At 66.5% G+C, this 25,538-nt stretch carries 24 protein-coding genes, 1 tRNA gene, 1 other RNA gene and 1 pseudogene; 14 read left to right on the top strand and 13 right to left on the bottom strand.

The window, feature by feature from the left end; genetic code table 11:
- Positions 1–147: 147 nt before the first annotated feature.
- From AC1DGI_RS01205 to AC1DGI_RS01190, 4 genes and pseudogenes are all read right to left on the bottom strand, one after another.
- Positions 148–1,296 (bottom strand): MFS transporter, encoded by a 1,149-nt coding sequence (locus AC1DGI_RS01205; RefSeq protein ID WP_476897524.1) that lies wholly within the window; start codon positions 1,294–1,296, stop codon positions 148–150.
- A 259-nt stretch (positions 1,297–1,555) separates the two neighbouring features.
- Complete coding sequence (locus tag AC1DGI_RS01200; protein ID WP_441402679.1) at positions 1,556–2,395, bottom strand: carbohydrate ABC transporter permease; 840 nt, start codon at positions 2,393–2,395, stop codon at positions 1,556–1,558.
- Entirely contained in the window at positions 2,388–3,362 is a 975-nt protein-coding gene (locus AC1DGI_RS01195; protein ID WP_441402680.1) for a carbohydrate ABC transporter permease, read from the bottom strand. The genes AC1DGI_RS01200 and AC1DGI_RS01195 overlap by 8 nt, the downstream gene beginning before the upstream one ends.
- Before the next feature lie 73 nt (positions 3,363–3,435).
- Positions 3,436–4,517, bottom strand: a pseudogene (locus tag AC1DGI_RS01190) (ABC transporter substrate-binding protein).
- Between AC1DGI_RS01190 and AC1DGI_RS01185 the strand changes: the two are divergent.
- Complete coding sequence (locus AC1DGI_RS01185; protein ID WP_476897527.1) at positions 4,435–4,821, top strand: hypothetical protein; 387 nt, start codon at positions 4,435–4,437, stop codon at positions 4,819–4,821. The pseudogene AC1DGI_RS01190 and the gene AC1DGI_RS01185 overlap by 83 nt on opposite strands.
- Here the strand turns inward: AC1DGI_RS01185 and AC1DGI_RS01180 are convergent.
- On the bottom strand, positions 4,818–6,044 hold the full coding sequence (locus tag AC1DGI_RS01180; RefSeq protein WP_476897448.1) for an ROK family transcriptional regulator: 1,227 nt from the start codon (positions 6,042–6,044) through the stop codon (positions 4,818–4,820). The genes AC1DGI_RS01185 and AC1DGI_RS01180 overlap by 4 nt on opposite strands.
- 197 nt (positions 6,045–6,241) lie before the next feature.
- On the opposite strand from AC1DGI_RS01180, the gene AC1DGI_RS01175 reads away from it, so the two are divergent.
- The 8 genes from AC1DGI_RS01175 to AC1DGI_RS01140 are packed head-to-tail and all read left to right on the top strand — an operon-like array spanning position 6,242 to position 12,496.
- Positions 6,242–6,973: a sugar phosphate isomerase/epimerase family protein gene (locus AC1DGI_RS01175; protein WP_476897447.1), complete on the top strand. Its 732-nt coding sequence runs from the start codon at positions 6,242–6,244 to the stop codon at positions 6,971–6,973.
- On the top strand, positions 6,973–8,094 hold the full coding sequence (locus AC1DGI_RS01170; RefSeq protein WP_441399372.1) for a Gfo/Idh/MocA family protein: 1,122 nt from the start codon (positions 6,973–6,975) through the stop codon (positions 8,092–8,094). The genes AC1DGI_RS01175 and AC1DGI_RS01170 overlap by 1 nt, the downstream gene beginning before the upstream one ends.
- A gap of 10 nt (positions 8,095–8,104) precedes the next feature.
- On the top strand, positions 8,105–9,286 hold the full coding sequence (locus tag AC1DGI_RS01165; protein WP_476897446.1) for a Gfo/Idh/MocA family protein: 1,182 nt from the start codon (positions 8,105–8,107) through the stop codon (positions 9,284–9,286).
- Between the two features lies 1 nt (position 9,287).
- On the top strand, positions 9,288–10,283 hold the full coding sequence (locus AC1DGI_RS01160) for a sugar phosphate isomerase/epimerase family protein (RefSeq protein ID WP_476897445.1): 996 nt from the start codon (positions 9,288–9,290) through the stop codon (positions 10,281–10,283).
- Positions 10,284–10,297: 14 nt separating this feature from the next.
- Positions 10,298–10,687 carry a hypothetical protein gene (locus tag AC1DGI_RS01155; RefSeq protein WP_476897444.1) on the top strand — a complete coding sequence of 130 codons (390 nt, stop codon included), beginning with the start codon at positions 10,298–10,300 and terminating at the stop codon, positions 10,685–10,687.
- Positions 10,677–11,207 carry a TolB family protein gene (locus tag AC1DGI_RS01150; RefSeq protein ID WP_476897443.1) on the top strand — a complete coding sequence of 177 codons (531 nt, stop codon included), beginning with the start codon at positions 10,677–10,679 and terminating at the stop codon, positions 11,205–11,207. Before AC1DGI_RS01155 ends, AC1DGI_RS01150 begins: the two co-directional genes overlap by 11 nt.
- 10 nt (positions 11,208–11,217) lie before the next feature.
- Positions 11,218–11,757 (top strand): N-acetyltransferase family protein, encoded by a 540-nt coding sequence (locus tag AC1DGI_RS01145; RefSeq protein WP_476897442.1) that lies wholly within the window; start codon positions 11,218–11,220, stop codon positions 11,755–11,757.
- Positions 11,758–11,785: 28 nt separating this feature from the next.
- Entirely contained in the window at positions 11,786–12,496 is a 711-nt protein-coding gene (locus AC1DGI_RS01140) for a DsbA family oxidoreductase (RefSeq protein ID WP_476897441.1), read from the top strand.
- A gap of 169 nt (positions 12,497–12,665) precedes the next feature.
- Here AC1DGI_RS01140 and AC1DGI_RS01135 read toward each other — a convergent pair whose 3' ends face one another.
- Positions 12,666–14,300 (bottom strand): MDR family MFS transporter, encoded by a 1,635-nt coding sequence (locus AC1DGI_RS01135; protein ID WP_476897440.1) that lies wholly within the window; start codon positions 14,298–14,300, stop codon positions 12,666–12,668.
- A gap of 257 nt (positions 14,301–14,557) precedes the next feature.
- Here AC1DGI_RS01135 and AC1DGI_RS01130 point away from each other — a divergent pair, with 257 nt between their 5' ends.
- The gene (locus tag AC1DGI_RS01130; protein ID WP_476897439.1) at positions 14,558–15,196 is read left to right on the top strand and encodes a TetR/AcrR family transcriptional regulator; all 639 of its coding nucleotides are present in this window, start codon (positions 14,558–14,560) and stop codon (positions 15,194–15,196) included.
- Positions 15,197–15,241: 45 nt separating this feature from the next.
- On the opposite strand, the gene AC1DGI_RS01125 is transcribed toward AC1DGI_RS01130, so the two are convergent.
- Together AC1DGI_RS01125 and AC1DGI_RS01120 are read right to left on the bottom strand one after the other, a co-directional pair.
- Positions 15,242–15,922, bottom strand: a complete 681-nt coding sequence (locus tag AC1DGI_RS01125; RefSeq protein WP_476897438.1) for a LytR C-terminal domain-containing protein — start codon at positions 15,920–15,922, stop codon at positions 15,242–15,244.
- Positions 15,915–16,214 carry a type II toxin-antitoxin system VapB family antitoxin gene (locus AC1DGI_RS01120; protein ID WP_441399393.1) on the bottom strand — a complete coding sequence of 100 codons (300 nt, stop codon included), beginning with the start codon at positions 16,212–16,214 and terminating at the stop codon, positions 15,915–15,917. Before AC1DGI_RS01120 ends, AC1DGI_RS01125 begins: the two co-directional genes overlap by 8 nt.
- Before the next feature lie 163 nt (positions 16,215–16,377).
- Here AC1DGI_RS01120 and AC1DGI_RS01115 point away from each other — a divergent pair, with 163 nt between their 5' ends.
- Together AC1DGI_RS01115 and AC1DGI_RS01110 are read left to right on the top strand one after the other, a co-directional pair.
- A complete protein-coding gene (locus tag AC1DGI_RS01115; RefSeq protein WP_476897437.1) occupies positions 16,378–17,289 on the top strand; it encodes a hypothetical protein in 912 nt (303 codons plus the stop codon).
- A 39-nt stretch (positions 17,290–17,328) separates the two neighbouring features.
- Positions 17,329–18,969, top strand: a complete 1,641-nt coding sequence (locus AC1DGI_RS01110) for a stealth family protein (protein ID WP_441399382.1) — start codon at positions 17,329–17,331, stop codon at positions 18,967–18,969.
- Between the two features lie 75 nt (positions 18,970–19,044).
- Here the strand turns inward: AC1DGI_RS01110 and AC1DGI_RS01105 are convergent, their stop codons facing one another.
- The 4 genes from AC1DGI_RS01105 to AC1DGI_RS01090 all read right to left on the bottom strand — a co-directional run bounded on the left by AC1DGI_RS01105 (position 19,045) and on the right by AC1DGI_RS01090 (position 23,692).
- A complete protein-coding gene (locus AC1DGI_RS01105; RefSeq protein ID WP_476897436.1) occupies positions 19,045–19,989 on the bottom strand; it encodes a phosphodiesterase in 945 nt (314 codons plus the stop codon).
- 208 nt (positions 19,990–20,197) lie between these two features.
- The gene (fdhA, locus tag AC1DGI_RS01100) at positions 20,198–21,409 is read right to left on the bottom strand and encodes a formaldehyde dehydrogenase, glutathione-independent (protein ID WP_441399384.1); all 1,212 of its coding nucleotides are present in this window, start codon (positions 21,407–21,409) and stop codon (positions 20,198–20,200) included.
- A 237-nt stretch (positions 21,410–21,646) separates the two neighbouring features.
- Entirely contained in the window at positions 21,647–22,132 is a 486-nt protein-coding gene (locus AC1DGI_RS01095; protein WP_441399385.1) for a glutathione peroxidase, read from the bottom strand.
- A gap of 90 nt (positions 22,133–22,222) precedes the next feature.
- Complete coding sequence (locus AC1DGI_RS01090; RefSeq protein WP_476897435.1) at positions 22,223–23,692, bottom strand: M23 family metallopeptidase; 1,470 nt, start codon at positions 23,690–23,692, stop codon at positions 22,223–22,225.
- Positions 23,693–23,910: 218 nt separating this feature from the next.
- Here AC1DGI_RS01090 and AC1DGI_RS01085 point away from each other — a divergent pair, with 218 nt between their 5' ends.
- A complete protein-coding gene (locus AC1DGI_RS01085; RefSeq protein ID WP_441399387.1) occupies positions 23,911–24,822 on the top strand; it encodes an oxygenase MpaB family protein in 912 nt (303 codons plus the stop codon).
- Between the two features lie 167 nt (positions 24,823–24,989).
- On the opposite strand, the gene AC1DGI_RS01080 is transcribed toward AC1DGI_RS01085, so the two are convergent.
- Positions 24,990–25,074: transfer RNA gene (locus AC1DGI_RS01080), tRNA-Ser, on the bottom strand.
- Positions 25,075–25,434: 360 nt separating this feature from the next.
- Between AC1DGI_RS01080 and ffs the strand changes: the two genes are divergently transcribed.
- Positions 25,435–25,531, top strand: an RNA gene (gene ffs / locus AC1DGI_RS01075) — signal recognition particle sRNA small type.
- Positions 25,532–25,538: the final 7 nt, after the last annotated feature.

The following is a 25,538-nucleotide window of genomic DNA, read 5'->3' as shown; positions in this document are numbered from 1 at the left end:
GGCGGCAGCCCGGCAACGGAAAACTTTCCCCGCCGACTCAAAACGTCGTCGTCGAGATGACAAATAAGGCCCATGTTCTTAGCGAACATGGGCCTTACCTGTCATCTCGGAGTAAACAGGGCCCGGTACCCCCGAGAGCCGCCGCCCCTAGTGGGCCTTCGGGACGTGGCGCAAAGACAGCGAACAGCCCAGGACGAACATGGCCACGGAGCCAAGGATCATCAGCAGCGGCCCGGTCCATGAGTTGGAGACGCCATGCACGTACCCCAGCAGCGTGGGCGCCGCGGCGCCGAAGCAGTAGCCCGCCCCCTGGACGACGGCGGACATCCGGCCCGCCGAGGCCTGGTCCCGGGCCAGCCGGATGATGGCGGTGAAGATCAGGGTGATGCCGCCGCCCTGGGCCGCACCGCCGAAGGAGCACCAGAGCCACCACAGCTCGGGCGCCAGCAACAGCCCCACCGGCACCGTCAGCCACAGCGCCCCCAGGGTGAGGCCGACCGTCGTCGTGCTCGCGAAGCGCGCCGCGAACGGCACCCCGAGACCGCCCGCGATTGCCAGGATCTGGAATAGCGAGGATCCGGCGCCGGCCGCCGACGGCGCCAGCCCGAGTTGGTCGGCGAGGAGGGTGGGCAGCCAGGCGGTGACCCCGTAATAGGAGAATGCCTGGCCGGCGAACCCCACAGTCAGCGCCACGGTGATCCAGCGCGACGCCGGCCGCCGCGAAGCCTCGGCGGGGTCCGTCCCGGGGATCGCTTCGGGCCGGTAGGAACTGCGGCCGGCGGCCGGAATCCACACGGCGGCCGCGGCGACCGCGAAGACGGCGCACGCAGCGATGGCCGGACGCCAGCCCAGCCACTCGGCCAGCGGCGCCGTAATCACGGAGGTGGCGAAGGAGCCGATATTGAGTGCCGCGGTGTAGGTGCCCATGGCTGCGCCCTGCCTGGCCGGGGTGAAGTCTCTGCGGATGATCAGCGGGACCACGATGTTGCCGATCGTGATGGCTATGCCGAGGATCACGGTGCCGAGCATGACGAGGCCGCCGCCGCCGGCGGACCGGACCACGACACCGAGCAGCACGCCGAGCAGGGTCAGCGTAATCGCGAACTCGGGCCCGAGCTTCCGACCGGAAAGCGAAGCCAGCGGCGCGGCGAGCGCAAAGCAGAGCACCGGGATGCCGGTCAGGTAGCCGATCTCCACCGGCGAGAAGCCCAGATCGCGTTGCATGGTCCCCACCACGGGCGCCACCGCCACGAACGGGCCCCGCATATTGAGGGCGATGAGCCCGATCGCGATCATCAGGAGCCCGCCTCGGGGGATCCTTGCCAGGGCGCTCACGCTGCGGTCCGCAGCCCGGCTGCCGGGCAGAAGTATGTTTTCATCAGTCCCATTGCTATCACGCACCTGTCGCCACCGCCGGAAAGCGACAGAAATGCGACTTCACGGTTGGCCCCGGGCTTTGCGCGGACGACCGGAATCCGCGCCGGAATCCGCGCGGAAGGGGCCGTCCGTGAAGTCGCCAAGGGCCGCTCGCACCGGGACTATCTACGTGACGGCTTTATTTGACCGCGCCGGCCGTGAGCCCGGCGACGAAATTGCGCTGCAGCAGCAGGAAGCCGACTACGACCGGAACACTGACCACGAGCGACGCCGCCATGATCTGGTTCCAGTAGACGTTGGTCTGGGTGGAATACAGTTGCAGGCCCACGGCCAGGGTCCGGTTGGCGTCTGTGGTCATGACGGAGGCGAAGAGCACTTCACCCCACGAGGTCATGAAGCTGTAGATGGCGACCGCTACCAGTCCGGGCCGCGCTGCCGGCAGCACCACGCGCCACAGGGCACCCATTGGTCCGCATCCGTCCACCTTGGCTGCCTCGTCCAAATCCCGCGGAATACCGTCAAGGTAGCCAGACAGCATCCAGATGGAGAACGGCAGGGAGAAGGTCAGGTAGGTAATCACCAAGCCGGCGCGGGTGCCGACAAGCTGGATTCCGACGGCGGAGTTGATGTTCACGAAAATCAGGAATAGCGGCAGCAGGAAGAGCACGCCAGGGAACATCTGCGTCGACAGGATCGTGGTGGAAAAGACTGAGCGGCCCAGGAAACGGTAGCGGGAGATCGCGTAGGCCGCGAAGACCGCAATAAGCAGGCTCAGGACGGTCGCCGCTCCGGCGACGATGACGCTGTTGACGAAGTACGATGCCAGCGGCACGGTCTTCCACATGTCAATGAACGGGGCGAAGGTCACCGACGTCGGCCACCAGGTGAAGGCACCCTGGACGTCGGACAGTGGCTTCATGGCCGAGGTAACCATGACGTAAACGGGCACCACCGTGAAGACGGTCAGCAGCGCAACGACGATGGTCCGGAACACCTTGGAACCGCTGGTTTCACGCACGCTGGGACCTCCGGTTCAGGACAATCAGGTAAATGCCGCTGACGAGCAGCAGGAACAGCAGCAGCATCACAGACATGGCTGCGCCCGAGCCGAAGTTCCAGGTGAGGAACGAGGCGTTGTAGATGTGGAAGGAAATCAGGTCCCCGGCGGGCGGCTGTGCGTTGCCGAACAACACGAACGGTGTGTTGAAGTCGTTGAACGTCCACAGGAACATGACCAGGAGCAGCACCATGTTCACCGGCCGGACCATAGGCAGGGTAATCGAGCGCCACTGCCGGAAGGGCTTGGCCCCGTCGACGGCGGACGCTTCATAGACGTCGGTGGGGATGGACTGGAGTCCGGCCATCAGCATCAGGAAAGCGAAGGGCCAGAGCCGCCAAATGGCGACCACGACCACGGCGACGAAGGAATTATCGCCAATCAGCCAGAACGGCTTGTCCCCGCCCAGATGGAGATTGTCATAGATGAAGTGGTTGACCGCGCCGGTGTCCTTTTGCAGCATGAACTTCCAGGCGATGATGCCGGCGTACATGGGCAGTGCGTAAGGAACCAGGAAGAGCGTGCGGAAAAAGCCCTGGCCGCGGAATTTCCCCTGGAGTGCGACGGCGGCGGCCATGCCCAGGGTCCAGGAGATGCCAACGACCAGGACAGTGAAGGCACAGGTGACGAGGAAGGACTGGAGCAACGCCGCCCCGACGGCGCCGTTGAAGTCCAGGGCGACCTGGTAGTTCGTCAGGCCGGTGACCGGAGCGTTGCCCCAGTTGGAAATGAATGCCTTGGTCAGCTTCAGGAAGCTCATCCAGATGCCGGTCACCATGGGGATGACGTGGATGGCCAGTTCGAAGACGACGGCCGGTGTCAGCAGGGCGTAAGGCAGCCACCAGCCGGACTGACGTGGCCGACGTTGTTTGGGCCCGGACTTCGGAGGGGCCTCGGTAGCGATAGGGGGTGCCGTTGCAGCAGCCACGGGAACAGACCTTTCTGTAGGGGCGGTCGGCCGACCGGGTGGTGCCGGGGCTACCCGGCACCACCCGGTGCCGCTAACCGGCTGCTGCGACCTGCTGTTCAGCCGTCTTCATGGCCGTGCGGATATCATCCGTGCTGACGGTCCCGCCGGAGGCAATCTTGGCGAACATCTGGTTCATCGCCTTGCCGACGGTGCTTTCGAACTGGTCCTCGGCAGGTACCAGGGGGAGAGGCTTGGACTTGGTGGCATAGATATCCGCAAAGGTTTTCGCTTCCTCCGCGTTGTCGGTGAAGTTCGGAGTGGCCGCATTGAGCACGGGCAGCGCCGAGAACGGCTTGTCGAGGGCTGTCTGCGTCTCCGCACTGGTCATGAAGTTCACGAATTTGAGGGCAGCGTCCTTGTTCTTCGTGTTCTTGAAGATGGACAGGTTGATGCCGGCAACGTGGCTGGCCGTCTGGGACTTGGCGTCCGAGGGCGCCGGGAACGGAACAACGCCGTACTTGTCGCTCGTCATGCCGTTGGCGACGATCGAGTTGTCGGCGTTGTTCTGGTTCAGGATCATGGCTACCTTGCCGGTGGCAAAGTCGTTCACTGCCTTGGTCCCGTTGTCGTACTGGGCGTTACCGATGTTGACGACGTTGTCCTTCTGCATCAAGTCGAGGTACCGCGCGATCCCGTTGACCACCCCGTCCGAGGAGAACGTCGGCTTGCCGTCCTTGTCGAAGAGATCCGCTCCGTTCTGGGCCGCGTTGATGAACGCGAAGTGGGCGTTCTCGGTGTAGCTGCCCGCGGCCAGGGCAAAGCCGTACTTACCACCGGTCGTGAGCTTCTTGGCGTCAGCGACCAGGTCCTCCCAGTTGTTCGGGGGCGTCAGGCCGGCCGCCGCGAACATCGCCTTGTTGTAATACAGCCCGTAGGCCAACCCGTAGACAGGAACCGACGTCGGATCCTGGCCGGCAACCCCGCCGGTGTCCATCGCGGTCTTGACGAATTTGTCCTTGCCGCCGATGGCCTTGAACGCCGCGTCATCGAACGGCATAAGGCCCCGGTGGACTGCAGGGATGCCGCCCACGTGTTGCCGATGTTCACCACGTCGGGCGCCTGGCCTGACGTGACGGCCGTCTGGATGCGCGTCTGTAGATCGTTCCAGCCGATGACCTCGAGGTTGACTTTGATCCCGGTCTGCTTTGTGAAGTTCTCCAGCTGTGGGGTCAGGACCTGCTTGTCATTGTCCAGGCTGGTGCCTTGGTTGCTGGCCCAGTATGTGAGGGTGCCGCCTGAACCGGAAGCGTCCGAACCGGAGGAAGAAGCGGAAGAAGAGTTGCTGTTGCCGCCGCAGCACGTCAAGGGTCCGGACTCCGGACTTTCCACAAAGCTAGTGGAACTTATGTTGATGGTCAATCAAAAGTTCCGTCTCAGACGATGGAAATATTTTTGGGCACCCGCCCGGGCCGCTTAGGCCTTCTCCAGCATGGCTTCGATGCTCGCCGGCGAGAGGACGTCATCAACGACCATCCGGCTCGCCCCAAGCACACCGGCCTGGTCGCCTGCCATGGACTGGACAATGCGCAGGCTGGCGGTAGCCAGCGGGAGGGAGCGCTGGTAGACCACCTCGCGGACGCCGGCCAGGAGATACTCTCCACCCGCTGCCAACCCGCCGCCGATCACGATCACGGAGGGGTTGAGCAGGTTTACGCAGATGGCGAGCACGTCCCCCAGGTCACGGCCGGCCTGGCGCATGGCCTGGACTGCTTTGACATTGCCGCTCCGGGCAAGCTGGAGGACATCCTCACCGGTTACAGCCGGGACCCCCTCTGCGGCCAGCGCTGCGGCCACCGCCGGCCCCGAGGCGAGCGCCTCCAGGCAGCCGTGGTTGCCGCACCGGCAAAGAAGGCCATCTCCGCGCGGTACCCGGACGTGCCCGATGTCGCCCGCGGTGCCGTCCGCGCCGCGCTGCAGCAAGCCGCCGCTGATAATGCCGGCCCCGATTCCGGTCGCAACTTTGATGAACAGCAGGCTGTCGACGTCGGGCCAGAAGAACGCCCGCTCCCCCAGCGCCATGATGTTCACGTCATTGTCGACGACGACGTGCGTGTCAAAACTGCGCTGAATATAGTGCGGCACATCGAAGCCGTCCCAGCCCGGCATGATGGGCGGATTGGCCGGCTTGCCGCTGGAGTGTTCCACGGGTCCGGGCAAGCCGATCCCGATGCCTGCCAGTTCGCGCGCGTCCCGTCCGGTCTCGGACAACAGCGTGCGGCAGAGTTTCACAACAAGGTCAAGCACCGCCTGCGGCCCGGCGGAGATCTCGATTTCCAGCCTTGACTCGTTGAGGACCCGGCCGCTCAAGTCCGTCGCCGCGACCAGGATATGCGTGGCGCCGACATCCACGGCCATGACTATGCGGGCGGAGGGCTGGAAGGCGAAGCGCGACGGCGGCCGGCCGCCGGAGGAAAACGCCTCGCCGGCCGGACCAATGAGGCCCACTGAACTGAGCGCGTCAACCCGGGCGGTGATGGTCGACCTTGCCAAACCGGTCAACTCGGCCAGTTCGGCGCGCGTACGGGCCCGCCCGTCGCGCAGAAGCTGGAAGAGTTCCCCGGTTCGGGCCTGACTGGCCCCGGGCGCGACAGACGCGGGAATGCGGGAGGACTGCAACTCGGAGAGGGGCGGAATTGACATGGATCAATGTAAGCATGACGGGCTTATTTCTGTCACAATCCCTTTCGGCGAGTGACGACGCACAACTTTTGCTTGACTGCCGACAGAAGCTGTTCTAGCTTTGCTGAAGCGGCGGTCCGTAATATTCCTTCGCCGCGCACAAGCCAGCAACTGCCGGGATCGGCCTCGCGCCGAAAGCATCTACGCCAGGAGAACCTGTGACTTACTCCCTTCAGCTTTACACCGTTCGAGGCCCCTTGGAAAAAGATCTGGAAGGCACGGTTAAACGCGTGGCGGAGCTGGGCTTCACCGCGGTGGAACCGTACAACTTCGTGGCCACGGCCGACGCCCTCGCGGCCGCCCTGGTCGCGAACGGGCTCACGGCCCCCTCCGGGCATGCCCCGCTGCTCCATGCCGACCAGGACGAAATCTTCCAGGCCGCGCAGAAGCTCGGCATCGGGACGGTCATTGACCCGCACGTCGACAGCGCCCGGTGGACCACGGAGTCCGACATCAAAGAGACAGCCACGGCACTGAACGCGGCAGCCGCCAAGGGCGCCGAATACGGCATCGCCGTGGGCTATCACAACCACGAGTTCGAACTGGAAAACCGGATCGACGGCCGGTCAGCATTGGAAGTCCTGGCAGAGAATCTGGATCCCCGGGTGGTCCTCGAGGTGGACACGTACTGGGCCGCAGTCGGCGGCGAGGAGCCGGTCGCGTTGCTTGAACGGCTCGGTGACAGGGTGCGCTTCATCCACATCAAGGACGGCCCGTTGACCAAGGTGGACAAAGACCAGGTCGCCGTGGGTGCCGGCAAGATGCCGATCAGGGAAATCATCGCCGCTGCCAAAAACCTCGAGGCCGGCGTCGTGGAGCTCGACGATTTCAACGGGGACATTTTCGACGCCGTCGGCGATTCGCTGACGTATCTGAAAGCAGGGAAGTAATGACCACGGCAAGCTCTCCGCGGACCGGCCCGGTCGGCGTCGCCATCATTGGCGCCGGCGTCATCAGCAAGGAATACCTCGGCAACCTCACAAGCTTTCCGGACGTGGTGGTCCACGTCGTGGCCGACATGTTCGAAGACGCCGCCGCATCCCGCGCCGCAGAATTCGGCATCCCGGCTTCCGGCGGCGTCCAGGCTGCGCTGACCCATCCCGACGTCGAAATCGTCGTCAACCTGACCACGCCGGCAGCCCACGTGGAGGTTGCCACCGCTGCCGTCGGCGCCGGGAAGCACGTCTGGAGCGAGAAGCCCTTCTCGCTGGACCGCGAGAGCGGGCTCGCGCTGCTCAAAGCCGCTGACGCCGCGGGCGTCCGCCTGGGCTGCGCGCCTGACACGTTCCTGGGCGCGGGGCTGCAGACGGCCCTGCGGATTATCGCCGAAGGCGGCATCGGTGTTCCGCTGACCGCCTTGACGCTGATGCAGTCCCCGGGCCCGGAATCCTGGCACCCGAATCCTGCTTTCCTGTTCCAGGAGGGTGCGGGTCCGCTCTTCGACATCGGGCCGTATTACCTGACCACGCTGGTGCAGACCTTTGGCCCGATCGCCAAGGTGGCGGCTTTCGGGTCCACGTCCCGGCAGAAGCGCATCATTGGTTCCGGCCCCAAAGCGGGTGAGGAATTCGACGTCACCGTGCCCAGCCATGTCAGCGCCATCGCCCAGTTTGCCGGAGGCGAGTCATCGCAGAGCATCTTCAGCTTCGACTCCAACCTGCAGCGGGCCGGTTTTGTCGAGGTGAACGGGACCGAGGCGACCATTGCTTTCCCCGACCCGAACATGTTCGACGGCGATATCCTGCTGACGCGCCGCGGCGCGGAGGCGCCGGAGGTCATCGCAGCAGTCGGCTCGAAGTCCTCCCGCGGCACCGGCGTCCTGGAAATGGCCCGCGCCATCCGGGCAGGCGTTCCGCACCGCGCCCAAGGGCAGATGGCCTACCACGTGCTCGACGCGATGGTCTCGATCGCCGAGTCCATCGAGACCGGGACGTTCATCGACCTGGCCAGTACTGCGTCGGCGGCTCCCCCGCTGCCCGCCGACTGGGACCCTACCGCCGCTACTCTCTAGGATGCCCCCGATGCTGGATCACGAAGCCGCCCGGCCCCTCGGCGTTGCCATGATCGGCTACGCCTTCATGGGTAAAGCCCATTCGAACGCGTGGCGGAACGTGGCCAGCTACTTCGACGGGCCGGCCTTCGAACGGCGCATCCTCGTCGGCCGCGATCCCGCCGGGGTCGCGGCCGCCGCCGCGCAGTACGGCTGGACCGAGTCCGCCACGGACTGGCGCGAGGTGATCGCCCGGGACGACATCGACGTCGTCGACATCTGCGCCCCTGGCTGGCTGCACGCCGAGATCGCCATCGCCGCCCTGGCTGCGGGCAAACACGTCTTGGTGGAAAAACCGTTGGCCAACACCCTCGCCGAGGCCGAAGCCATGGTCGAGGCCGCACAGGCGGCCCGCAACCGCGGCGTGCAGTCCATGGTGGGGTACACCTACCGGCGCGTCCCCGCCCTGGCCCTGGCCAAGGAACTGATCAGCGGCGGCCGCTTAGGCACCATCCGGCAGGTGCGCGCCAGCTACCTTCAAGACTGGCTGGCAGACGGGCAGGCACCGATGACCTGGCGGCTGCGCAAGGAGTCCGCCGGATCCGGGGCCCTGGGGGACATCGCCTCACACGCCATCGACCAGGTCCAGTTCCTTCTGGGTGACACGGTCACGGAGGTCTCCGGCCGGCTGCACACGTTCACCACAGAGCGTCCCGGCTCCGGCGGTCCGGAGCCCGTGACGGTCGACGACGCGGCCTGGGCCACGCTGTCCCTGGCCGGAGGTGCCGTGGCCAGCATTGAAGTGTCCCGAGTGGCGCTCGGGAAGAAGAATTCTTTGTCGATCGAGGTGTATGGCAGCCGGGGCGCGCTCCATTTCGATCTGGAGAATATCAATGAGCTGCAGTTCCTCGACGGCACGGTGCCGAGCCGCGAACAGGGATTCACCCGCATCCTCGTGACCGATCCGGAACATCCTTATGTCAGTGCATGGTGGCCGCAGGGGCACGTGCTCGGCTGGGAACACGCCTTCACCCACCAGGCACGGGACTTCCTCGCAGCGATAAGCAGCGGAACCGAGCCCACGCCGTCGTTCGAGGACGGCTTGGCTGTCCAGCGTATTCTGGCCGCAGTTCAGGAGAGCGCGGCGGCACGCGGCTCCACCGTCGGGCTGGCACAGTCCCCCGTACTCGCCCCCATTACCGAAGGAGCCTGAAATGCCCCGCCCGTACACCCTGTTCACCGGCCAGTGGGCCGATCTCCCCTTCGAGGAAGTCGCGCGTCTGGCCTCCGGCTGGGGTTACGACGGCCTGGAAATCGCCGTCTCCGGCGACCACCTGGACGCCTGGCGCTGGGACGAGCCCGGCTACGTCGAGTCCAAGCTCGCGGTGCTCGAGAAGTACCACCTCAAGGTCTGGGCCATTTCCAACCACCTCAAGGGCCAGGCCGTCTGCGACGACCCGATCGATTTCCGCCACGAGGCGATCGTCGGGGCCAAGGTCTGGGGAGATGGTGACCCCGAGGGCGTCCGCGCCCGCGCCGCCGAGGAAATGAAGCACACCGCCCGGCTCGCGCGGGCGCTGGGCGTCGACACCGTGGTCGGCTTCACCGGGTCCTCGATCTGGCAGTACGTTGCGATGTTCCCGCCCGTGCCGGAGAAGGTCATCGCGGCCGGCTACCAGGACTTCGCGGACCGGTGGAACCCGATCCTTGACGTCTTCGACGAATGCGGTGTCCGCTTCGCCCACGAAGTCCACCCCTCCGAGATCGCCTACGACTACTGGACCACTGTCCGGACCCTCGAGGCGATCGGCCACCGGGAGGCCTTCGGGCTGAACTGGGACCCGTCCCACTTCATGTGGCAAGGCATCGACCCGGTCTCCTTCATCTGGGACTTCAAGGACCGGATCTACCACGTGGACTGCAAGGACACCAAGCTCCGCCAGACCGGCCGGAACACCGTCCTGGGCTCGCACCTGCCCTGGGGCGACCCGCGCCGCGGCTGGGACTTCGTCTCCGCCGGACGAGGCGACGTGCCGTGGGAATCGTCCTTCCGCGCCCTCACCGCCATCGGCTATGACGGCCCCATCTCTGTGGAGTGGGAGGATGCCGGCATGGACCGTCTCCACGGCGCTCCCGAGGCGCTCGCCGCGCTCAAGCGGTTCGACTTCCCGGCGTCGACTTCCTCCTTCGACGCCGCGTTCAAACAGTAAGGACGGGCTGCACCATGGCACCGCGGGTCCTGCTGCCGGACCAGCGATGCGAGGTCTGGACCGCCTCCGCGATGACCGGGGCGCGGGAACTGGTCTTCTCCACCGGGGAATTGCTCGTCGAGGCACCCAACTGGACCCACGACGGTGCCGCGCTCATCCTCAACGGGGCAGGGTCGCTGTGGCGGCTGGACCTCGGCACCGGCTCGCTGGGCGAGGTCCCCGTCTCCGGCATCCCGGATCTGAACAACGACCCTGAACAACGACCACGTACTCGCGCCCGGCGGCCTGATCTATCTCTCGGCCAACGACGGCCATATCTACCGGGCGGCGCTCCAGGGCGGCCCGGCGACACGGATCACCGCGGACGACGGCGTATTCCGTTTCCTTCACGGTGTGAGCCCTGACGGCCAGGAGTTGGCGTACGTGGGCATCGAGGCCGGCAACTCCGGAAACCCGGGCCGGATCATGACGATGCCGGCTGGCGGGGGTGCCTCCGCATTCGTCGACGTCGGGCGCGGACACAGCGACGGCCCGGAGTATTCCCCGGACGGTGAATGGCTCTACTTCAACACGGAAGCCTTCAGCGGACAGGCCGGCCGCGCCCAGCTCGCCCGCGTGCAGCCTGGCGCATCCGGTCTTGAACGCCTGATCGAGAGCGGAACGGTGGACTGGTTCCCGCATCTATCACCGGACGGGCGCTTCGCCTGCTATCTCCGGTTCCCGCCTGGGACCAAAGGACACCCGGCCGACCTGCCGGTTGAAATCATCGCGGTTTCAACCGAGGACTGGACCGTACCGCTCCACACCTGGACCCTGTTTGGCGGCCAGGGCACTCTAAACGTCAACAGCTGGTCCCCCGATTCGGCCCGGTTCGCGTACGTTGCCTACCCCGTCGAATGTTCGGCGGCACGGCCGGCGCGCTAGCATTTTGGGCATGACCCACCTGATCCGGACAGCAACCGCGGACGACGCCGGCCCGCTGGCAGCCTTGGCGGCCGTCACCTTTCCGCTGGCCTGCCCGCCGCAGTCCCGGCCGGAGGACATCGCCGCCCACCTGGCAAACACGCTCAGCGAAACCAACTTCCGGGAGTACCTCGCCGATCCGCAGGTCACGGTTCTGGTGATCGATCAGGCCGGGGAGCTCCGGGGCTACAGCCTGCTGGTGGACCGCGTTGTCCACGACCCCGACCTTGCCGCGGCACTGACCCTTCTGCCTTCGGTCGAGCTGAGCAAGTGCTACGTCCACCCGGACCACCACGGCCTGGGCGCGGCGGCCGAACTGATGCAGGCCAGCATCGCCGCGGCAGCGGTCACGGGCGCGGCAAGCCTCTGGCTCGGCGTGAACAACCAGAACGCCCGGGCCATCCGGTTTTACCAGAAGTCCGGCTTCCGGAAGGTCGGCACCAAGTCGTTCAGGCTGGGGACCACCGTGGAACACGACTACGTCATGCTGCGCCCGGTCGCGCGGGAATGAGCCCGGGCCCGGTGTGGTTGTCCACAGCATGAAGATTGAGATCTGGTCCGACGTGGCCTGCCCCTGGTGCTACATCGGCAAGCGCCGCTTTGAAACCGCCCTCGCGGCCTTCCCGCACCGCGATGCCGTCGAGGTGCAGTGGCGCAGCTTCCAGCTGGACCCCAGCCTGCCGGAGCACTATGACGGCACCGAGCTGGACTACCTGAGCACCCGCAAGGGCATGGCCCCGGCCCAGGTCGCCGGGATGTTCGAGCACGTGGCGGCCCAGGCCAGCGGCGAGGGCCTCCACTACCGTTTCGACGCCGTCGTGGTTGCCAACAGCTTCACGGCCCACCGGCTGATCCACCTCGCCGCAGCGCACGGAAAGCAGTCGGCCGCGAAGGAACGGCTGCTCAGCGACCACTTCGAGCACGGCCGCGACATCGGCAGCCGCGACTACCTCACCTCGCTGGGGCTGGACCTCGGGATTGACGCGGCCGAACTGGACGAGCTGTTCAGCTCGGAAAAATACGCCGACGACGTCCGGCAAGACTTCGCCGAGGCAGGCGCCCTGGGCGTCAACGGTGTGCCGTTCTTCGTGATCGACCGCAAGTTTGGGCTCTCCGGCGCCCAGCCCGTCGAAACCTTCACCGCAGCCCTCGAGCAGGCATGGCAGGAAAGCCACCCGCTGGTGATGGTTGACGCCGGCGCAGACGGCCAGGACAGCGGGGCCTGCGGACCGGACGGCTGCGCCGTCTGAGTAGGCCGACGCGGGAGGCCGGGCTCCGGCCGTCCTAAGCTGGCCGCGACTGGGCCGCGGCAGCGCCCGGCCCGGCGGCCGGTTCCGCGCAGGTCCTGACTGCTGCCTCGTTCCAACCATGGCGGGTTCCTGCTTCGTGAGGGTTACCGCGCGGCGGGCTACCCGGGGACTACAGGCGCCCGCCGCCGGCGGGAGCGGCTGCCTCATCGGCGACCAGGTCGGCGTCGTCCGCGGTGATGAGGATGTTGCCTTCGGCGATCGACTCGGACATTACGTCGTGCTCCACAGTGGTGGCCAGCGGCTTCTCCTTGACGAAGCACATCAGCAGCGCCGCGGCCAGGGCCAGCGGGACCATCCAGATGAAAATCGGCGTCAGCGCGTCGTTGTAGGAGGAGATGATGGCTTCCTTCAGCGGCGCCGGCAACTTGCCCACGACGGCCGGGGTCAGCGAGTTGGACCCGCCGGGCGCTCCGCCGCCCTGTGCCGCGGCGGGGAGCCGCTGGAGCAGGAGTTCGGCCAGCCGGCTGGCGAACAGGCTGCCGACGACGGCTGAGCCCAGGGTGGCGCCGATCTGGCGGAAGAAGTTGTTCGACGCCGTGGCGGTGCCCACCTCCCGCAGCGGGAAGGAGTTCTGCACGATCAGCACCATGATCTGCATGCTCAGGCCAAGCCCCAGGCCCATCACGGCGAGGTAGGCACAGATTTCCCAGAGCGGCGCCTCCGGCTTCAGGGTGGAGAGCAGCACCAGGGCGACGGCGACCAGGACGCCGCCAACAATGGGCATCCACTTGTAGCGGCCGGTGCGGCTGACCAGCTGGCCCGAAACCACCGAGGCCACCAGCAGGGCACCCATCATCGGGATCATCAGCAGGCCTGATTCGGTGGCGTTGACGCTGAAGGCCATCTGCAGATAGGTCGGGAGGTAGCCGATGGCGCCGAACATGGCCACGCCGATAAAGAGCCCGGCGATCGTGGCGAGGTTGAAGTTGAGGTCCTTGAACAGGTGCAAGGGAATGATGGGCTCGGCGGTCCGACTCTCCACGAAGACGAACGCCGCGGCGCTGACGACGGCGCCGGCGATCAGGCCCAGGATGATCGGGTCGCCCCACTGGTATTTGCTGCCGCCCCAGGTTGCGAACAGGACCAGGCAGGTGGTGGCAATCGCCAGCAGCACCATGCCGCCGAGGTCCAGCCGCGGTTTCCCGGTGTGTTTGGGCAGCTTGAGGAAGAACAGGGCGCCGGCCAGGGCCAGCAGGCCGAGCGGAATGTTGATCCAGAACACCCAGCGCCAGCCGGGGCCCTCGGTGAACCAGCCGCCCAGCAGCGGTCCGGCGACCGACGCGATGGCGAAGACGCCGCCCATCATGCCCATGTACTTGCCGCGCTCCCGCGGCGGAACGACGTCGGCAATCACGGCCTGCGACAGAATCATCAGGCCGCCGCCGCCGAGGCCCTGGATGACGCGCGCCACAATCAACATGCCCATGTCGTTGGCCAGGCCCCCCACGACCGAACCGATCATGAACAGCAGAATGGCAGCCATCAGCAGGGACTTGCGTCCCATCAGGTCGCCGAGCTTGCCGTAGATCGGCATGGTCACGGTCGAGGCGAGAATGAAAGCCGTGATGACCCACAGCATGTCGCTGACGCCGTGGAGCTCACCGACGATGGTGGGCAGCGCCGTGCTCAGCACGGTCTGGTTAAGCGACGCCAGGAGCATCGAGAGCATCAGGCCGACGAACAGCAGCACGATGTGCTGCTTCTCTTCGGGCCGTCCCGGGGCGGGGACCGCTTGGCTGGGCATAAGGTTCCTTTATCTGCGGTCGAGCGGAAGACAGCGGTGCGTGGCGTCAGGGCGGTGCTTGGCGCCGGCGGCCGCATCTGCAACGGCTTCAGCCTTTTTGTGCCCGCCGAGGGCGCGTCAAGGGTTTCTAGTCTGCAAGAATTTTTACACATTATTGCATCACTGCAAAATTGCATCGGTGCAGAGGATGGCCCCCACCTGGGACTGGGCCTGGAGGGTCGAACCCTTTTACTGACAGATGGAGCTAAAGTGTCTGTATGCCTAGGATTTCGGCCGCGAGCAACGCCGCCCAACGCGCCGACACCCAGCGCCGCATCCTGACCGCGTTCGGCGAGCTGCTCTTCACCCACGGCCTGCCGGGCCTGACCATGACCGACGTCGCCAGGCATGCCCGGATCGGCCGCACGGCCGTCTACAACTACTACGCGGACATCGAAGAGCTCCTGATCGCCTACGCCCTGGATGAGACCGAGCGCTTCCTCGTCGAGCTGCGCGATTCCCTTGCGTCCCTGACGAACCCCGTGGAGCGGCTCGCCCTCTACGTCCGCGCCCAGGTGGCCGACCTGAGCCGGCGCCACCTGCCTCCCGGGCCGGCCATGGGGGCCGTCCTGTCTCCCGCGTCGTTTGCCAAGCTGGCGGACCACGTGGGCGAATTGAGTCTGCTGCTGCAGGACATACTGCGCGACGGGATGGCGCAGGGCTACCTCCCGGCGGCGGACATCCCCCAGCTTGCGCAGCTCATCCACGGCACCCTTTCCTCGAGTGCGTCCCGGGGCGACGGGGCTGGCGCTGACCCGGACACGGAGGCCCGGATCGCCAAGACGGTGCGGTTCATCCAGCTGGGCGCCGGAGCCAGGTTCGACGACGCCGGCCGTCCCCTCCGCGGCGCGGCGTAGCCGCCACGGCAGCCGGGGTGTCCGGCAGCTTAGTTGTCCGGCAGCTTAGGGGCTGGGGCTGACCGGCACGACCGTCGGCACCACAGGCAACTTGGCATCTTCCACCGCGCGGCGGGTTTCCCGCGGGCAGCTGAGCTTGCCCGGCGTCTGGTCCACGAGTTCCGGTTTGGCCAGCGCCTTGAAGTCGCCGGTGAGGATGACGTCCACGCTCGGGTCATTACGGCCGTCCTGCACGTAATCCGACCCCGGGAGGTTGCGTTGGACGCTGAAGGCCGCGGACTGGCCGGCGGCGCCGGATACCACCAGCGCCACCCCCCGGTAGCCGGACTGGGTGTTGCCCACGGCACCCACCACGAACTTGCGGGACAGGAACTCATCGGCCACCGTCCGCGCCAGCCCCGGACGGCCCGTGGAGTTATAGACGTTGAGCTGGATCTTGTCGTGCGGGGTGTAGTCGAACGACGCGTCCGGGCACAGTGACGCCGCTGCCGTGCTGCGCTCCGCCGTCGGAATCTTAATCTGGCCGTTCATAACGGCCAGGGCCACCACGATGGCTGTGGCGACCAGGCCGACCAGGAGCAGCAAGACCACCCCGTGCAGGATGCGCCGCCGCATCCGCACCGGATTGTCCAGCTCGTCCTGTTCGACGAACGTGGCCCGCAGATCGGAGCCGGTGATGACGTGGTGCCCGTGCAGAACGGTGGGGTCTTTCAGCTTCCTAGCCATTTATCACCAGCACACGGGCGTGGATCGCGGTGCGCTGGTGCAGTGCAGTGCGGACCGCCCGGTGCAGGCCATCCTCGAGATACAGCACGCCGCGGAACTCCACCACGTGCGGAAAGAGGTCGCCGAAGAAGGTTGAGTCCTCGGCCAGCAACGCCTCGAGGTCCAAGGTTCGCTTGGTGGTCACGAGTTCGTCCAAACGGACCGGCCGCGGCGGGAGTGCTGCCCAGTCCTTGGGCGTGGTGAAACCATGGTCGGGGTAAGGGCGTCCCTCGCCCACAGCTTTGAAGATCACCATGCAAGCCTAAGGAAGTTCCCCGGCCAGGGGAATCAACGGAGCCACGGCGGCCAAGGTTGTGGCCAAACAGTGACCATCTTTCGCTGCAGCGCCCGGAAGAGTCAGGGCCTTGCCCGGTCCGGGGCGGGCGAAGTAGCGGCCCGGCTGAGAGAATGGACGCATGACTGCACCAGGGAATTCCACCATGCCGCCCGCGGCCCCGCCACTGGCCCTGCTGCTCGACGTCGACGGTCCCGTGGCGAGTCCGCTCACCCGGACCGTCCAGCCCGGCATCATCGCGGACCTGCTGGCCCTGGCGGCCGCCGGGATTCCGGTCATCTTCAACACCGGCCGGTCGGACACCTTCATCCGCGAGCAGGTGATGGAGCCGATGATCGCCGCCGGCATGCCGGCGGGACTCGTCATCCACGCCATCTGCGAGAAAGGCGCCGTGTGGTTCAGCTACACCGCCGCCGGAGCCGGCCCGGTCCACGTGGATCGAGAACTCGCCGTCCCGCAGGCGTTCGGGGACGACGTCCGCCGGCTCGTTGCTGAGGACTACTCCACGCACATGTTCTACGACGAGACCAAGCGGGCCATGGTCTCCGTGGAGCAGCACATCGCCGTCTCCAGTGCGGATTACCTTGACGAGCAGGCACTGTTCGACGCTGACGCCATGGACCTGATGGGGCGCCACGGCCTGGGGGTGGTGCGGCTGGACCACCACGCCCCGAACAGCGACGACCAGATCGACTACCGCGTGGACCCGACCATCATCTCCACCGACATCGAGTCCGTCCGGCTGGGCAAGGATCTGGGCGCGAGCCGGGCCGTCGAACTTCTGGCGACCCAGGGCATCACCCCCCTGGCCTGGCGGACAATGGGCGACTCCCGCACGGACTACGCCATGGCCGACTGGCTGCACCACCACGAGCACCAGGTCAAACATGTGGACGTCCGCCCCGCCGACGGCGTACCGGTCAAGCCGTACGCGGTCCTGACCGCCGCCGACCTCGGACTGGGCGACGAGGTCATCCACGACGACGCCGGTGCAGCGTTCCTGCACCACTGGCGGGACGCCCTGGCCGGCTGAGGCCTCCGTCACCGGGCCGTTTTTGCGCCGCACGTTATCATGCAAGTAAAGATCCACGTACCTTCAAACGCTCGGAGAATCGAAATTACAGAAGCATTGATCCAGGATGAGATCTATTACGGCAGCCAGACCGGCGAGGAAACGCCGGCCCATGTGGAGGTCACCTCACCGGCGGCTGTCGCCAGGCTCCGGACGCGCCCCGACGTGGTGCGCCGGCACGGCCGGTACGCGCTGATCAATGAAAACCGCACGCCGTACCAGGCCATGGTCGAGGACCTGCTGTTCCTGCGTTCCGTGCTGGCCGACGCGAAGCTGGACTACCTGCTGGTCCGCGGGAACAACGACCGACCCGTTATCGCGGTGGACTGGAAATATCGCCGGAAACTCCGTGCCGCCCTGGTCGAGGCTTGCCGGGACGAGCCGTTCTACTCCATGACCGTGGACGCCAAGAAAAAGTCCTCAGTGCTGGTGGCCGACGGCGAGCTGTCGCCCAACCGCCAGGGCCGGATCTTCCGGCTGTACCGGCCCCGGGTGGAGCCGGAGGGCGGCCTCGAATTCGGCGCTTCGGCCGGTGTCCAGCTGGAGCTCTGGAGCTTTGAGGGCGACCAATTAATCCTGCCGATCGAAAACTCGCTGACCCGGCGGACCCTGCTGGCCCAGGACGCCGTCCGCGGCACCGTGGAACGCTACGGCCATACCTGGCCCACCATCGAAAACATGTTCGCCGACCATGCCAGCGACATCAGCTTCGACGTCGACCTGGTGTTCTCCTGGGTGGACGGCAGCTCGCCCGAATACGTGGCGGCCCGCCGCGCCCGGATGGCCGGCGTCGTCGTTGGCGAAGGGGACGACCACGAGGCCCGCTTCCGGCAGATCAACGAGTTGAAGTACGCGCTGCGCTCGGTCTACATGTTCGCTCCGTGGATCCGCCGGATCTTCATCGCAACCGACTCGCCCGCGCCGTCCTGGCTCGCGGAGCACCCGGGCGTGACGATCGTCCGCAGCGAGGAGTTCTTCGCCGACCCGTCGGTGCTGCCGACCCACAACTCCCAGGCCGTGGAGAGCCAACTCCACCACATCGAGGGCCTGTCCGAGCACTTCCTGTATTCCAATGACGACATGTTCTTCGGCCGGGCCGTCGGACCGGACATCTTTTTCACCCCGGGCGGGATCACCAAGTTCATCGAGGCGGAGACACGCATCGGGTTGGGCGACAACGACGCCGAGCGCAGCGGCTTTGAGAACGCGGCCCGGGTGAACCGCAAGCTGCTCTGGGACCGCTTCGGTCGGATCACCACCCGCCACCTGGAACACACTGCCGCGCCGCTGAGGCGAAGCGTGGTGGCCCAGATGGAGCAGGAATTCCCAGCCGAGTTCGCGAAGACGGCGGCCAGCAGGTTCAGGGCCGCAGACAACATCTCGGTGACGAATTCGTTCTACCACTACTACGCGCTGCTGACCGGCCGGGCCGTAACCCAGACGGCAGCCAAGGTCCGGTACGTGGACACGACGGCCCGCGCCGGCCTGAACTACCTGCCCAAGCTGCTGTCCAAACGGAACATGGATTTCTTCTGCCTCAATGACGGCAGCTTCCCCGAGGTGCCCGCCGAGGAACGCGCCGAGCTCGTGACGGACTTTCTGGAAAAGTACTTCCCGATCAAGGCGCCCTGGGAGAAGTAACCGGGCAGAAGGGCCGGGCAAACCTAGCGTCGGAAGAGCTGGCGTCGGGAGACGCGCGGATGGAGCAGCTGGCTGCTAGTTCCGCGTGCTGACCCGACGGTGGCCCGGCGCACTCGCCGGATCCTCAAGCCTGGCCTGCCGCGGAAAGCGGATGCCAGCCGCGGTAATCCGATGTTGGGCCTCCTCGGCCGTGACGAACTCGCCCACCGCGGGCAGGGTGTCGCCCAGCGGCACCACGGAGTGCACGATCGTGTGCTCGTAGACGTGAACCAGGTTGAAGGACTGTCCGCTGTCCCGGCCCCGGCTTCCACCCACGGGGACGTTCAAATCCTGGGTGTAGCAGGAGGCCGAGGCGACCGAAACCGGGATGCCCGCAAACATGGCCGTCGTCGAATAGTGCAGATGGCCGCCCAGGATAGTTCGCACGTCTGAGTTGCGGAGCACCCCCGCGAGCGCGGCCTGGCCGCGAAGTTCGACCAGCACGGCAAGGTCCAGCACGGACGGAACCGGGGGGTGGTGGAGGGCCAGAATGGTGCCGTCCGGCGCCGGGGTGGAGAGTTCGGCGGCCAGCCACTCCAGTTGCGCGGAGCTTAGCTCGCCGTGGTGGAATCCGGGCACCGAGGTGTCGAGCGTGATGATGCGCAGGCCGTTGATGAAGTAGCTGTGATCCACGGGGTCATCATCCGCTTGCTGGTCCAGCAGCCCGGCCCGGAAGTTGGCGCGGTTGTCGTGGTTGCCCATCGCCCAAACGACTTTGGCGCCCATCGCCTTACAGGCAGGGTCCACGATGGTTCGGAGCTTGGCATACGCCGCCGCCTCGCCGCGGTCCGCCAAATCGCCGGTGAAGATCACGGCCTCGGGGCGTGCGCCGGAAGCGCGGACTTCATCGAAGAGTTGCCGGAGCCGGGACTCGCTGTCGACCAAACCATGCAGGCGATCCGTCCCGCCGAGCAGATGCGGATCACTCAGGTGAAGTAGGAAATGGCGTGGCCGAGGGTGCTCGGCCTCGATGAGCTCCATTGCAAAACCTTCCTGGTTGGGTGGGGGCTGTAGCCCCCAGCTTCCCTCTCAGTAATATCCATCCAATCAGACATTCGGCCGGCAAGGTGCAAACTCACGTAGGCATGTTTGAAAAAGGGCAATAGTCGGGTACTCCGGCGGGCACATACCTGCCTCGGTATATGCCGGCTGCGCCCGCCGGAAGGTGGATTACTCGGTTAGGCGCCGGCTAGTTCAGGTAGCCGTTCGGGTTGAGCACGTACTTCGTGGCCGCACCGGCGTCGAACTCGGCGTAGCCCTTCGGGGCGTCCTCCAGCGAAATCGCCTTGGCGTTGACGTTCTTCGCGATGTGGACCCGGTCGTGCAGGATCGCCATCATGAGACCGCGGTTGTACTTCATCACCGGACACTGCCCGGTCGTGAAGCTCAGCGACTTGGCCCAGCCGGTGCCCAGGCTTAGCGACAGCGCCCCCTTCTGTGCCGCCTCGTCTACGCCGCCCGGGTCGCCGGTCACGTAGAGTCCGGGGATGCCGAGTGCACCGCCGGCCGAGGTGAGTTCCATGAGCGAATTCAGCACCGTCGCCGGCGCCTCCTTGGCATCGTGGCCGTGGCCCTTGGCCTCGAAGCCGACGGCGTCGACGCCGCAATCGACTTCGGGAACGCCGAGGATTTGTTCGATCTGCTCGGCCGGGCCGCCCTGAGACAGATCAACGGTCTCACAGCCGAAGCTGCGTGCCTGCTTGAGCCGGTCCTCGTTCATGTCGCCGACAATCACGACGGCGGCGCCCAACAGTTGGGCGCTCGTGGCGGCCGCGAGGCCCACGGGCCCGGCGCCCGCAACGTAGACCGTTGAACCCACGCCGACCCCTGCGGTAACGGCACCGTGGAAGCCGGTCGGGAAGATGTCCGACAACATCGTCAGGTCCATGATCTTTTCCAGGGCCTGGTCCTTGTCCGGGAACTTCAGCAGGTTCCAGTCCGCATACGGAACCAGCACGTAGTTGGCCTGGCCCCCTACCCAGCCACCCATGTCCACGTACCCGTAGGCGCTGCCCGGCCGGTCCGGGTTGACGTTCAGGCAGATCCCGGTCTTGCGTTCCTTGCAGTTGCGGCAGCGTCCGCAGGCGATGTTGAAGGGGACGGAACAGATGTCCCCCACTTTGATGAACTCGACGTCAGGGCCGACTTCCACGACCTCGCCGGTGATTTCGTGGCCGAGCACCAGGTCGGCGGGGGCGGTGGTGCGGCCGCGGACCATGTGCTGGTCCGAGCCGCAGATGTTCGTGGCAACGGTTTTGAGGATCACTCCATGGCGTACCTGGCGGCCCACGTTGGCGGGGTTGACCCCCGGGCCGTCTTTGAGTTCGAAGGTGGGGTAGTCGATATCGATCAGTTCGACTTTTCCTGGCCCCTTGTAGGCAACGGCCTTGTTTCCTGTCATCACTTTCCTCCTGGTTTCACGGACCCCAATGTTGAGTGCCCAGTTGTGATTCACGAAGCGTTCTGATGCTCCCTCCTCGGGCCTGAGTCGGCTGCGCTGCCGACCATCGGCGCGTCTGCGCCGCGGGTAGGCCCGAAACGTAGGAGGGTTTCGCCAGTCTAGGGTCTGGGCATGTTTTGGGGTAGGGCCCGTTGTCCCCTTGCCAATGTCGCGGCTTAGCCGCTGACAGGCGGGTGCTCAGCCGAGCGCCTGCCGGACCGCCTCGATCACCTCAGGTGCGTCGGGCTCGACGGTAGGCGCGAACCGGGCCACGATCTCGCCGTCGCGGTTCACCAGGAACTTCTCGAAGTTCCATTTCACGAGCCCCGGCAACGGTCCGTTCTTGAACTTGGTCAGCTTGCCGTAGAGCGGGTGCTGGTTCTTGCCGCGGACGTTGGCCTTGGTGGTCAGTGGAAATGTCACGCCAAAATTGCGTTCGCAGAACTCAGCGATTTCCGCGTCGGCACCCGGCTCCTGCCCGGCGAACTGGTTGCACGGGACGCCAAGGACGGTGAAGCCATCCGAGCGGAACTTGTTGTGGAGGGCTTCGAGGCCGGCATACTGCGGCGTAAATCCGCACTGGGATGCCACGTTTACCACCAGTACCACCTGGCCCTTGAACCGGCCAAAGTCCGTTTCGGTGCCGTCATTGAGAGTCAGGGGGATGGAATGCAGGGAGGTCATGGGCGCGTTTCCTCGAACTAGGGTGCAGGACACTTCACACTGTAATTCGATCCCAAGACGCGGCGGTATGGGTGGCCAGGGTGATCAGGATTAGGGCGCGGGGGTTGCGGTCGGTGTCACCGCCGGAGCAGCCGTGGCCGCTGGCTTCGTGGTAGCTGTCGCCGTGGGGACTACCTTCGCAATAGGCGCCGGTGCAGGCGCGGTCGCGGTCGCCGAAGGGGTCACGGCCGGAGCAGTGGTGGACGTTGGCTTCGTGGTGGCTATCGCCGAGGGGACTGCCGTCGCGGTCGGGGCCGGCGCACTGGGCGCCGGCACGGAAGGTACCGACGCACTGGGCGCCGGCGCGGCGGGTGCCACCGACGGCGTGACCGCCGGGGCAGTTGTGGGTGTCGGCGCCGGCGTCACGGTCGGCGTCGGCGTGACTGCGGCGGGTGGCGGGGAGGCCGGCGGTGTGGGGCTCGGCGTCGGCGTCGGTGAGACTGCCGGCGGAGGCGTGGGGGTTGCAGTGCGCGGCGGAGTTGAAGCGGCAGGCGGCGGAGTGGCGCCCGTAACCGTCGCGGCAGGCGGCGTGGAGCTCGGCGTCGACGTTTTCGGCATGGCCGCGACGACCGGCGGTGGGGTGGCAGCAGCACTGCCCGCAGCCGTCGGAACGCGAGTTTCCTGCAACCCTCCAGTGACTGCGGGGGCCGGGTCGCCGGTCACCGGGACTGCCCAGTCGGAGCTGGAGCTGCCCTGGGCGCCGGCGCCGGGCGCGTAGCTGACCATCTGCAGGTCGTCGAGCCGGTCTACCTGCCGGGTGGGCAGGAAGGTCCAGTCCAGGGGATTGACGTGCGAGCCGTTGAGGATCGTCTCGAAGTGGAGGTGGCAGCCGGTGGACGAGCCGGTGGTGCCCACCTTGGCGATGAGCTCGTCCACACCCACCGTTTGACCCTTCTTGACGGCGATGCCTTCAAGGTGGTTGTACGTGGTGATCAGCCCATTGCCATGGTCGATTTCGACCCGGTTGCCGCCGCCCCAGGGGTGCCAGCCGACAGCGCGCACCACCCCGGCGTCGGCCGAGTAAACCCGGGTACCGCACGGCGCGGCGAAATCCTGGCCCCAGTGGAACTCTCCCGCGGTGCCGGTCAGCGGGCTGGTGCGCAGGCCGAAGGGCGACGTTTCCACCAGCGTTTCGAGCGGGGCCATCAGGGAGCCGTGCGGCGGACGCGACAGACCGGCCGACGCCAGACGGAGCTCCGCCTTGCCGTCTTTCGACGCGGTCTGGACCGTGGACCGGGCGAAGGAAAGCACGGCGCGGCGGTCTGCGGTCAGCGCATCCGGCGTCACCGCGGCAGAATCTCCCGCACCGGCCGGCGCGGCGGTCAAGGGGTCCAGGAAGCCCGGGCCCACGGAGCCGGTAGCCGGCGGTAACGGCGCCTCCCGCGCCGAGGTGCCCATGGGGGCCGGGACCCCGATGACCAGCACGGCAAGTGTCAGGGCCGTGGTTGCCGCCAGAGCGCGCGCCACGATCTTCGTTTTTTTGGACTGCTCACTCGTTGAGTTTCCCCAGTGTTTTCCCACGATGTGACTCCTGCAATATCTGTCCGCCAGACCCCAATCTCAACGGACTCACCCTTTATGGGAACACAATCGACCGGGTCTGTGAACCTCCAAAATCCTTGGGTTTGGGCGGATTCGCGGCATTCTCAGGGTGCCGTTCGGCGACTTGGGTGGCATCTCAGTAGCCCCCGCCGGGAAAGCACGTAGGACGCCCGGCCGGGCCGGGTAAGAATAGGAGTATGCGCAATGTCCTTAGGGAATGGCAGGCCGAGCTCAAACAGACATTCACCGGAACCCGGGATGCCGTTCCGGAATGGGTGGGCCACCTCGAGGAAGGCGACGACCTGGGCTACCACCTTCCCGGGTCCGCCGTCTGGGCCGTGCACGGGGGCATGCCCACGATCGTTGCGGGCATCCGGGCGCTCCTCATGCAGGCCCTCCACCCGGGCGCCCTGGCCGGGGTCCACGACCATTCCCGGTTCCGCGAAGACCCCCTGGGCCGGCTCGCCGGCACGATCCGCTGGATTTTCACCGTCACCTACGGTTCTACCGGCGCGGCCCGGGCCGCATCCGACTGGGTGCTACGGCTGCACGAGTCGGTGCACGGGACCTATCTCGACGGGCACGGGACGCTCCGGCCCTACGCGGCAAACGACCCGGAGCTGCTCCGCTGGGTGCACATCGCCTTCACCGACGCGTTCCTGTCCGCGCACAAGATCTGGGGCAGGCCCATTCCGGGCGGCCCGGACGCCTACGTGCGCGAATGGGCGCAGGCGGGAACCCTGATGGGCGTGGACTGCCCGCCGCTGAGCGAAGCGGAGATGCGCCGGCAACTCGACCGCTGGTACGACGACGGCGAACTCAGCGCCGGCGACAAGGTCACCGAGACCGTGGCCTTTATCCGCGATCCCCCGCTCCACCCGGCTCTCCGGCCCGGGTACCGGGTGTTGTTCGCGGCGGCCGTGGCCAGCCTCGAACCCAAATACCGGGACATGCTGGGGTTGCGGACGGCACGGTTCGGCCCGTTTCCGCTGCCGGTGAAACTGGCGACCAAGGTCACCCTCGGCATCGTCCATCTTGCCCTCGGCAGGGTCGGCCCCAGCGAGCAGGCGGCCCGTCGGCGGCTCGGGCGCCTGGGGTACACGAATTAGGGGTCCGGCCTGGCGGGGTCGTGGAGCCCGGGCCTTGAGCGGCGTGGAGGCGTGCTGCGTTGGGTCAGTGCTTGTGGTCCCTCCCGGTGGTTCCACGCAGGACAGGCGGAGGTGCTATTCCGGCCCCGGACGCAAAAGGGCCCCGGTCCTAGGACCGGGGCCAAACGCGGAGAATGGGGGATTTGAACCCCCGAGGGCGTTAACCCAACACGCGTTCCAGGCGTGCGCCATAGGCCGCTAGGCGAATTCTCCAGTAGCTTCTGAATCAAAAGCAGATACTAGACTACCTGAACTTCCCGGCTGCGCCCAATTGAGCCCTCCCGAGCCGCGCCGCGGGACATGCTCCGCGCCCGCGCCGAACCCTGGACATACCCCCACTATGCCCACTCCCGGGCGCCAAAAATGGACATGCCCCCGCGCCAACCGACCCCTTTGCATGCCGCTGCACGCCGCTGCATGACCCGCCACGAGCCGCGCCGCGGGACATGCTCCGCGCCCGCGCCGAACCCTGGACATACCCCCGCTATGCCCACTCCCGGGCGCCAAAAATGGACATGTCCCCCGCACCGGCCTGCGGATTCGAGGCAAGCCCGATCGTCGGGTAAGCTAGTCGTCGGCCCCTCATGTGGCGTCATCCTGTTGAACTCCCCCAGGACCGGAAGGTAGCAAGGGTAAATGGGCTCTGGCGGGTGCATGGGGGGTCTTTAATGTCTGTG

It is taken from the genome of Arthrobacter sp. 05N428_2 (assembly GCF_056397065.1).
Note: the sequence above shows the minus strand (reverse complement) of the source record. Positions and strands in the feature narration are given on the sequence as shown.

Bases quoted from the DNA above. Each gene is read 5' to 3' on its own strand.
- AC1DGI_RS01205 (WP_476897524.1), bottom strand. From the start codon at position 1,296: ATGATCGCGATCGGGCTCATCGCCCTCAATATGCGGGGCCCGTTCGTG.
- AC1DGI_RS01180 (WP_476897448.1), bottom strand. From the start codon at position 6,044: ATGTCAATTCCGCCCCTCTCCGAGTTGCAGTCCTCCCGCATTCCCGCG.
- AC1DGI_RS01170 (WP_441399372.1), top strand. From the start codon at position 6,973: ATGACCACGGCAAGCTCTCCGCGGACCGGCCCGGTCGGCGTCGCCATC.
- AC1DGI_RS01165 (WP_476897446.1), top strand. From the start codon at position 8,105: ATGCTGGATCACGAAGCCGCCCGGCCCCTCGGCGTTGCCATGATCGGC.
- AC1DGI_RS01160 (WP_476897445.1), top strand. From the start codon at position 9,288: ATGCCCCGCCCGTACACCCTGTTCACCGGCCAGTGGGCCGATCTCCCC.
- AC1DGI_RS01155 (WP_476897444.1), top strand. From the start codon at position 10,298: ATGGCACCGCGGGTCCTGCTGCCGGACCAGCGATGCGAGGTCTGGACC.
- AC1DGI_RS01145 (WP_476897442.1), top strand. From the start codon at position 11,218: ATGACCCACCTGATCCGGACAGCAACCGCGGACGACGCCGGCCCGCTG.
- AC1DGI_RS01140 (WP_476897441.1), top strand. From the start codon at position 11,786: ATGAAGATTGAGATCTGGTCCGACGTGGCCTGCCCCTGGTGCTACATC.
- AC1DGI_RS01135 (WP_476897440.1), bottom strand. From the start codon at position 14,300: ATGCCCAGCCAAGCGGTCCCCGCCCCGGGACGGCCCGAAGAGAAGCAG.
- AC1DGI_RS01130 (WP_476897439.1), top strand. From the start codon at position 14,558: ATGCCTAGGATTTCGGCCGCGAGCAACGCCGCCCAACGCGCCGACACC.
- AC1DGI_RS01125 (WP_476897438.1), bottom strand. From the start codon at position 15,922: ATGGCTAGGAAGCTGAAAGACCCCACCGTTCTGCACGGGCACCACGTC.
- AC1DGI_RS01115 (WP_476897437.1), top strand. From the start codon at position 16,378: ATGACTGCACCAGGGAATTCCACCATGCCGCCCGCGGCCCCGCCACTG.
- AC1DGI_RS01110 (WP_441399382.1), top strand. From the start codon at position 17,329: ATGCAAGTAAAGATCCACGTACCTTCAAACGCTCGGAGAATCGAAATT.
- AC1DGI_RS01105 (WP_476897436.1), bottom strand. From the start codon at position 19,989: ATGGAGCTCATCGAGGCCGAGCACCCTCGGCCACGCCATTTCCTACTT.
- fdhA (WP_441399384.1), bottom strand. From the start codon at position 21,409: ATGACAGGAAACAAGGCCGTTGCCTACAAGGGGCCAGGAAAAGTCGAA.
- AC1DGI_RS01095 (WP_441399385.1), bottom strand. From the start codon at position 22,132: ATGACCTCCCTGCATTCCATCCCCCTGACTCTCAATGACGGCACCGAA.
- AC1DGI_RS01085 (WP_441399387.1), top strand. From the start codon at position 23,911: ATGCGCAATGTCCTTAGGGAATGGCAGGCCGAGCTCAAACAGACATTC.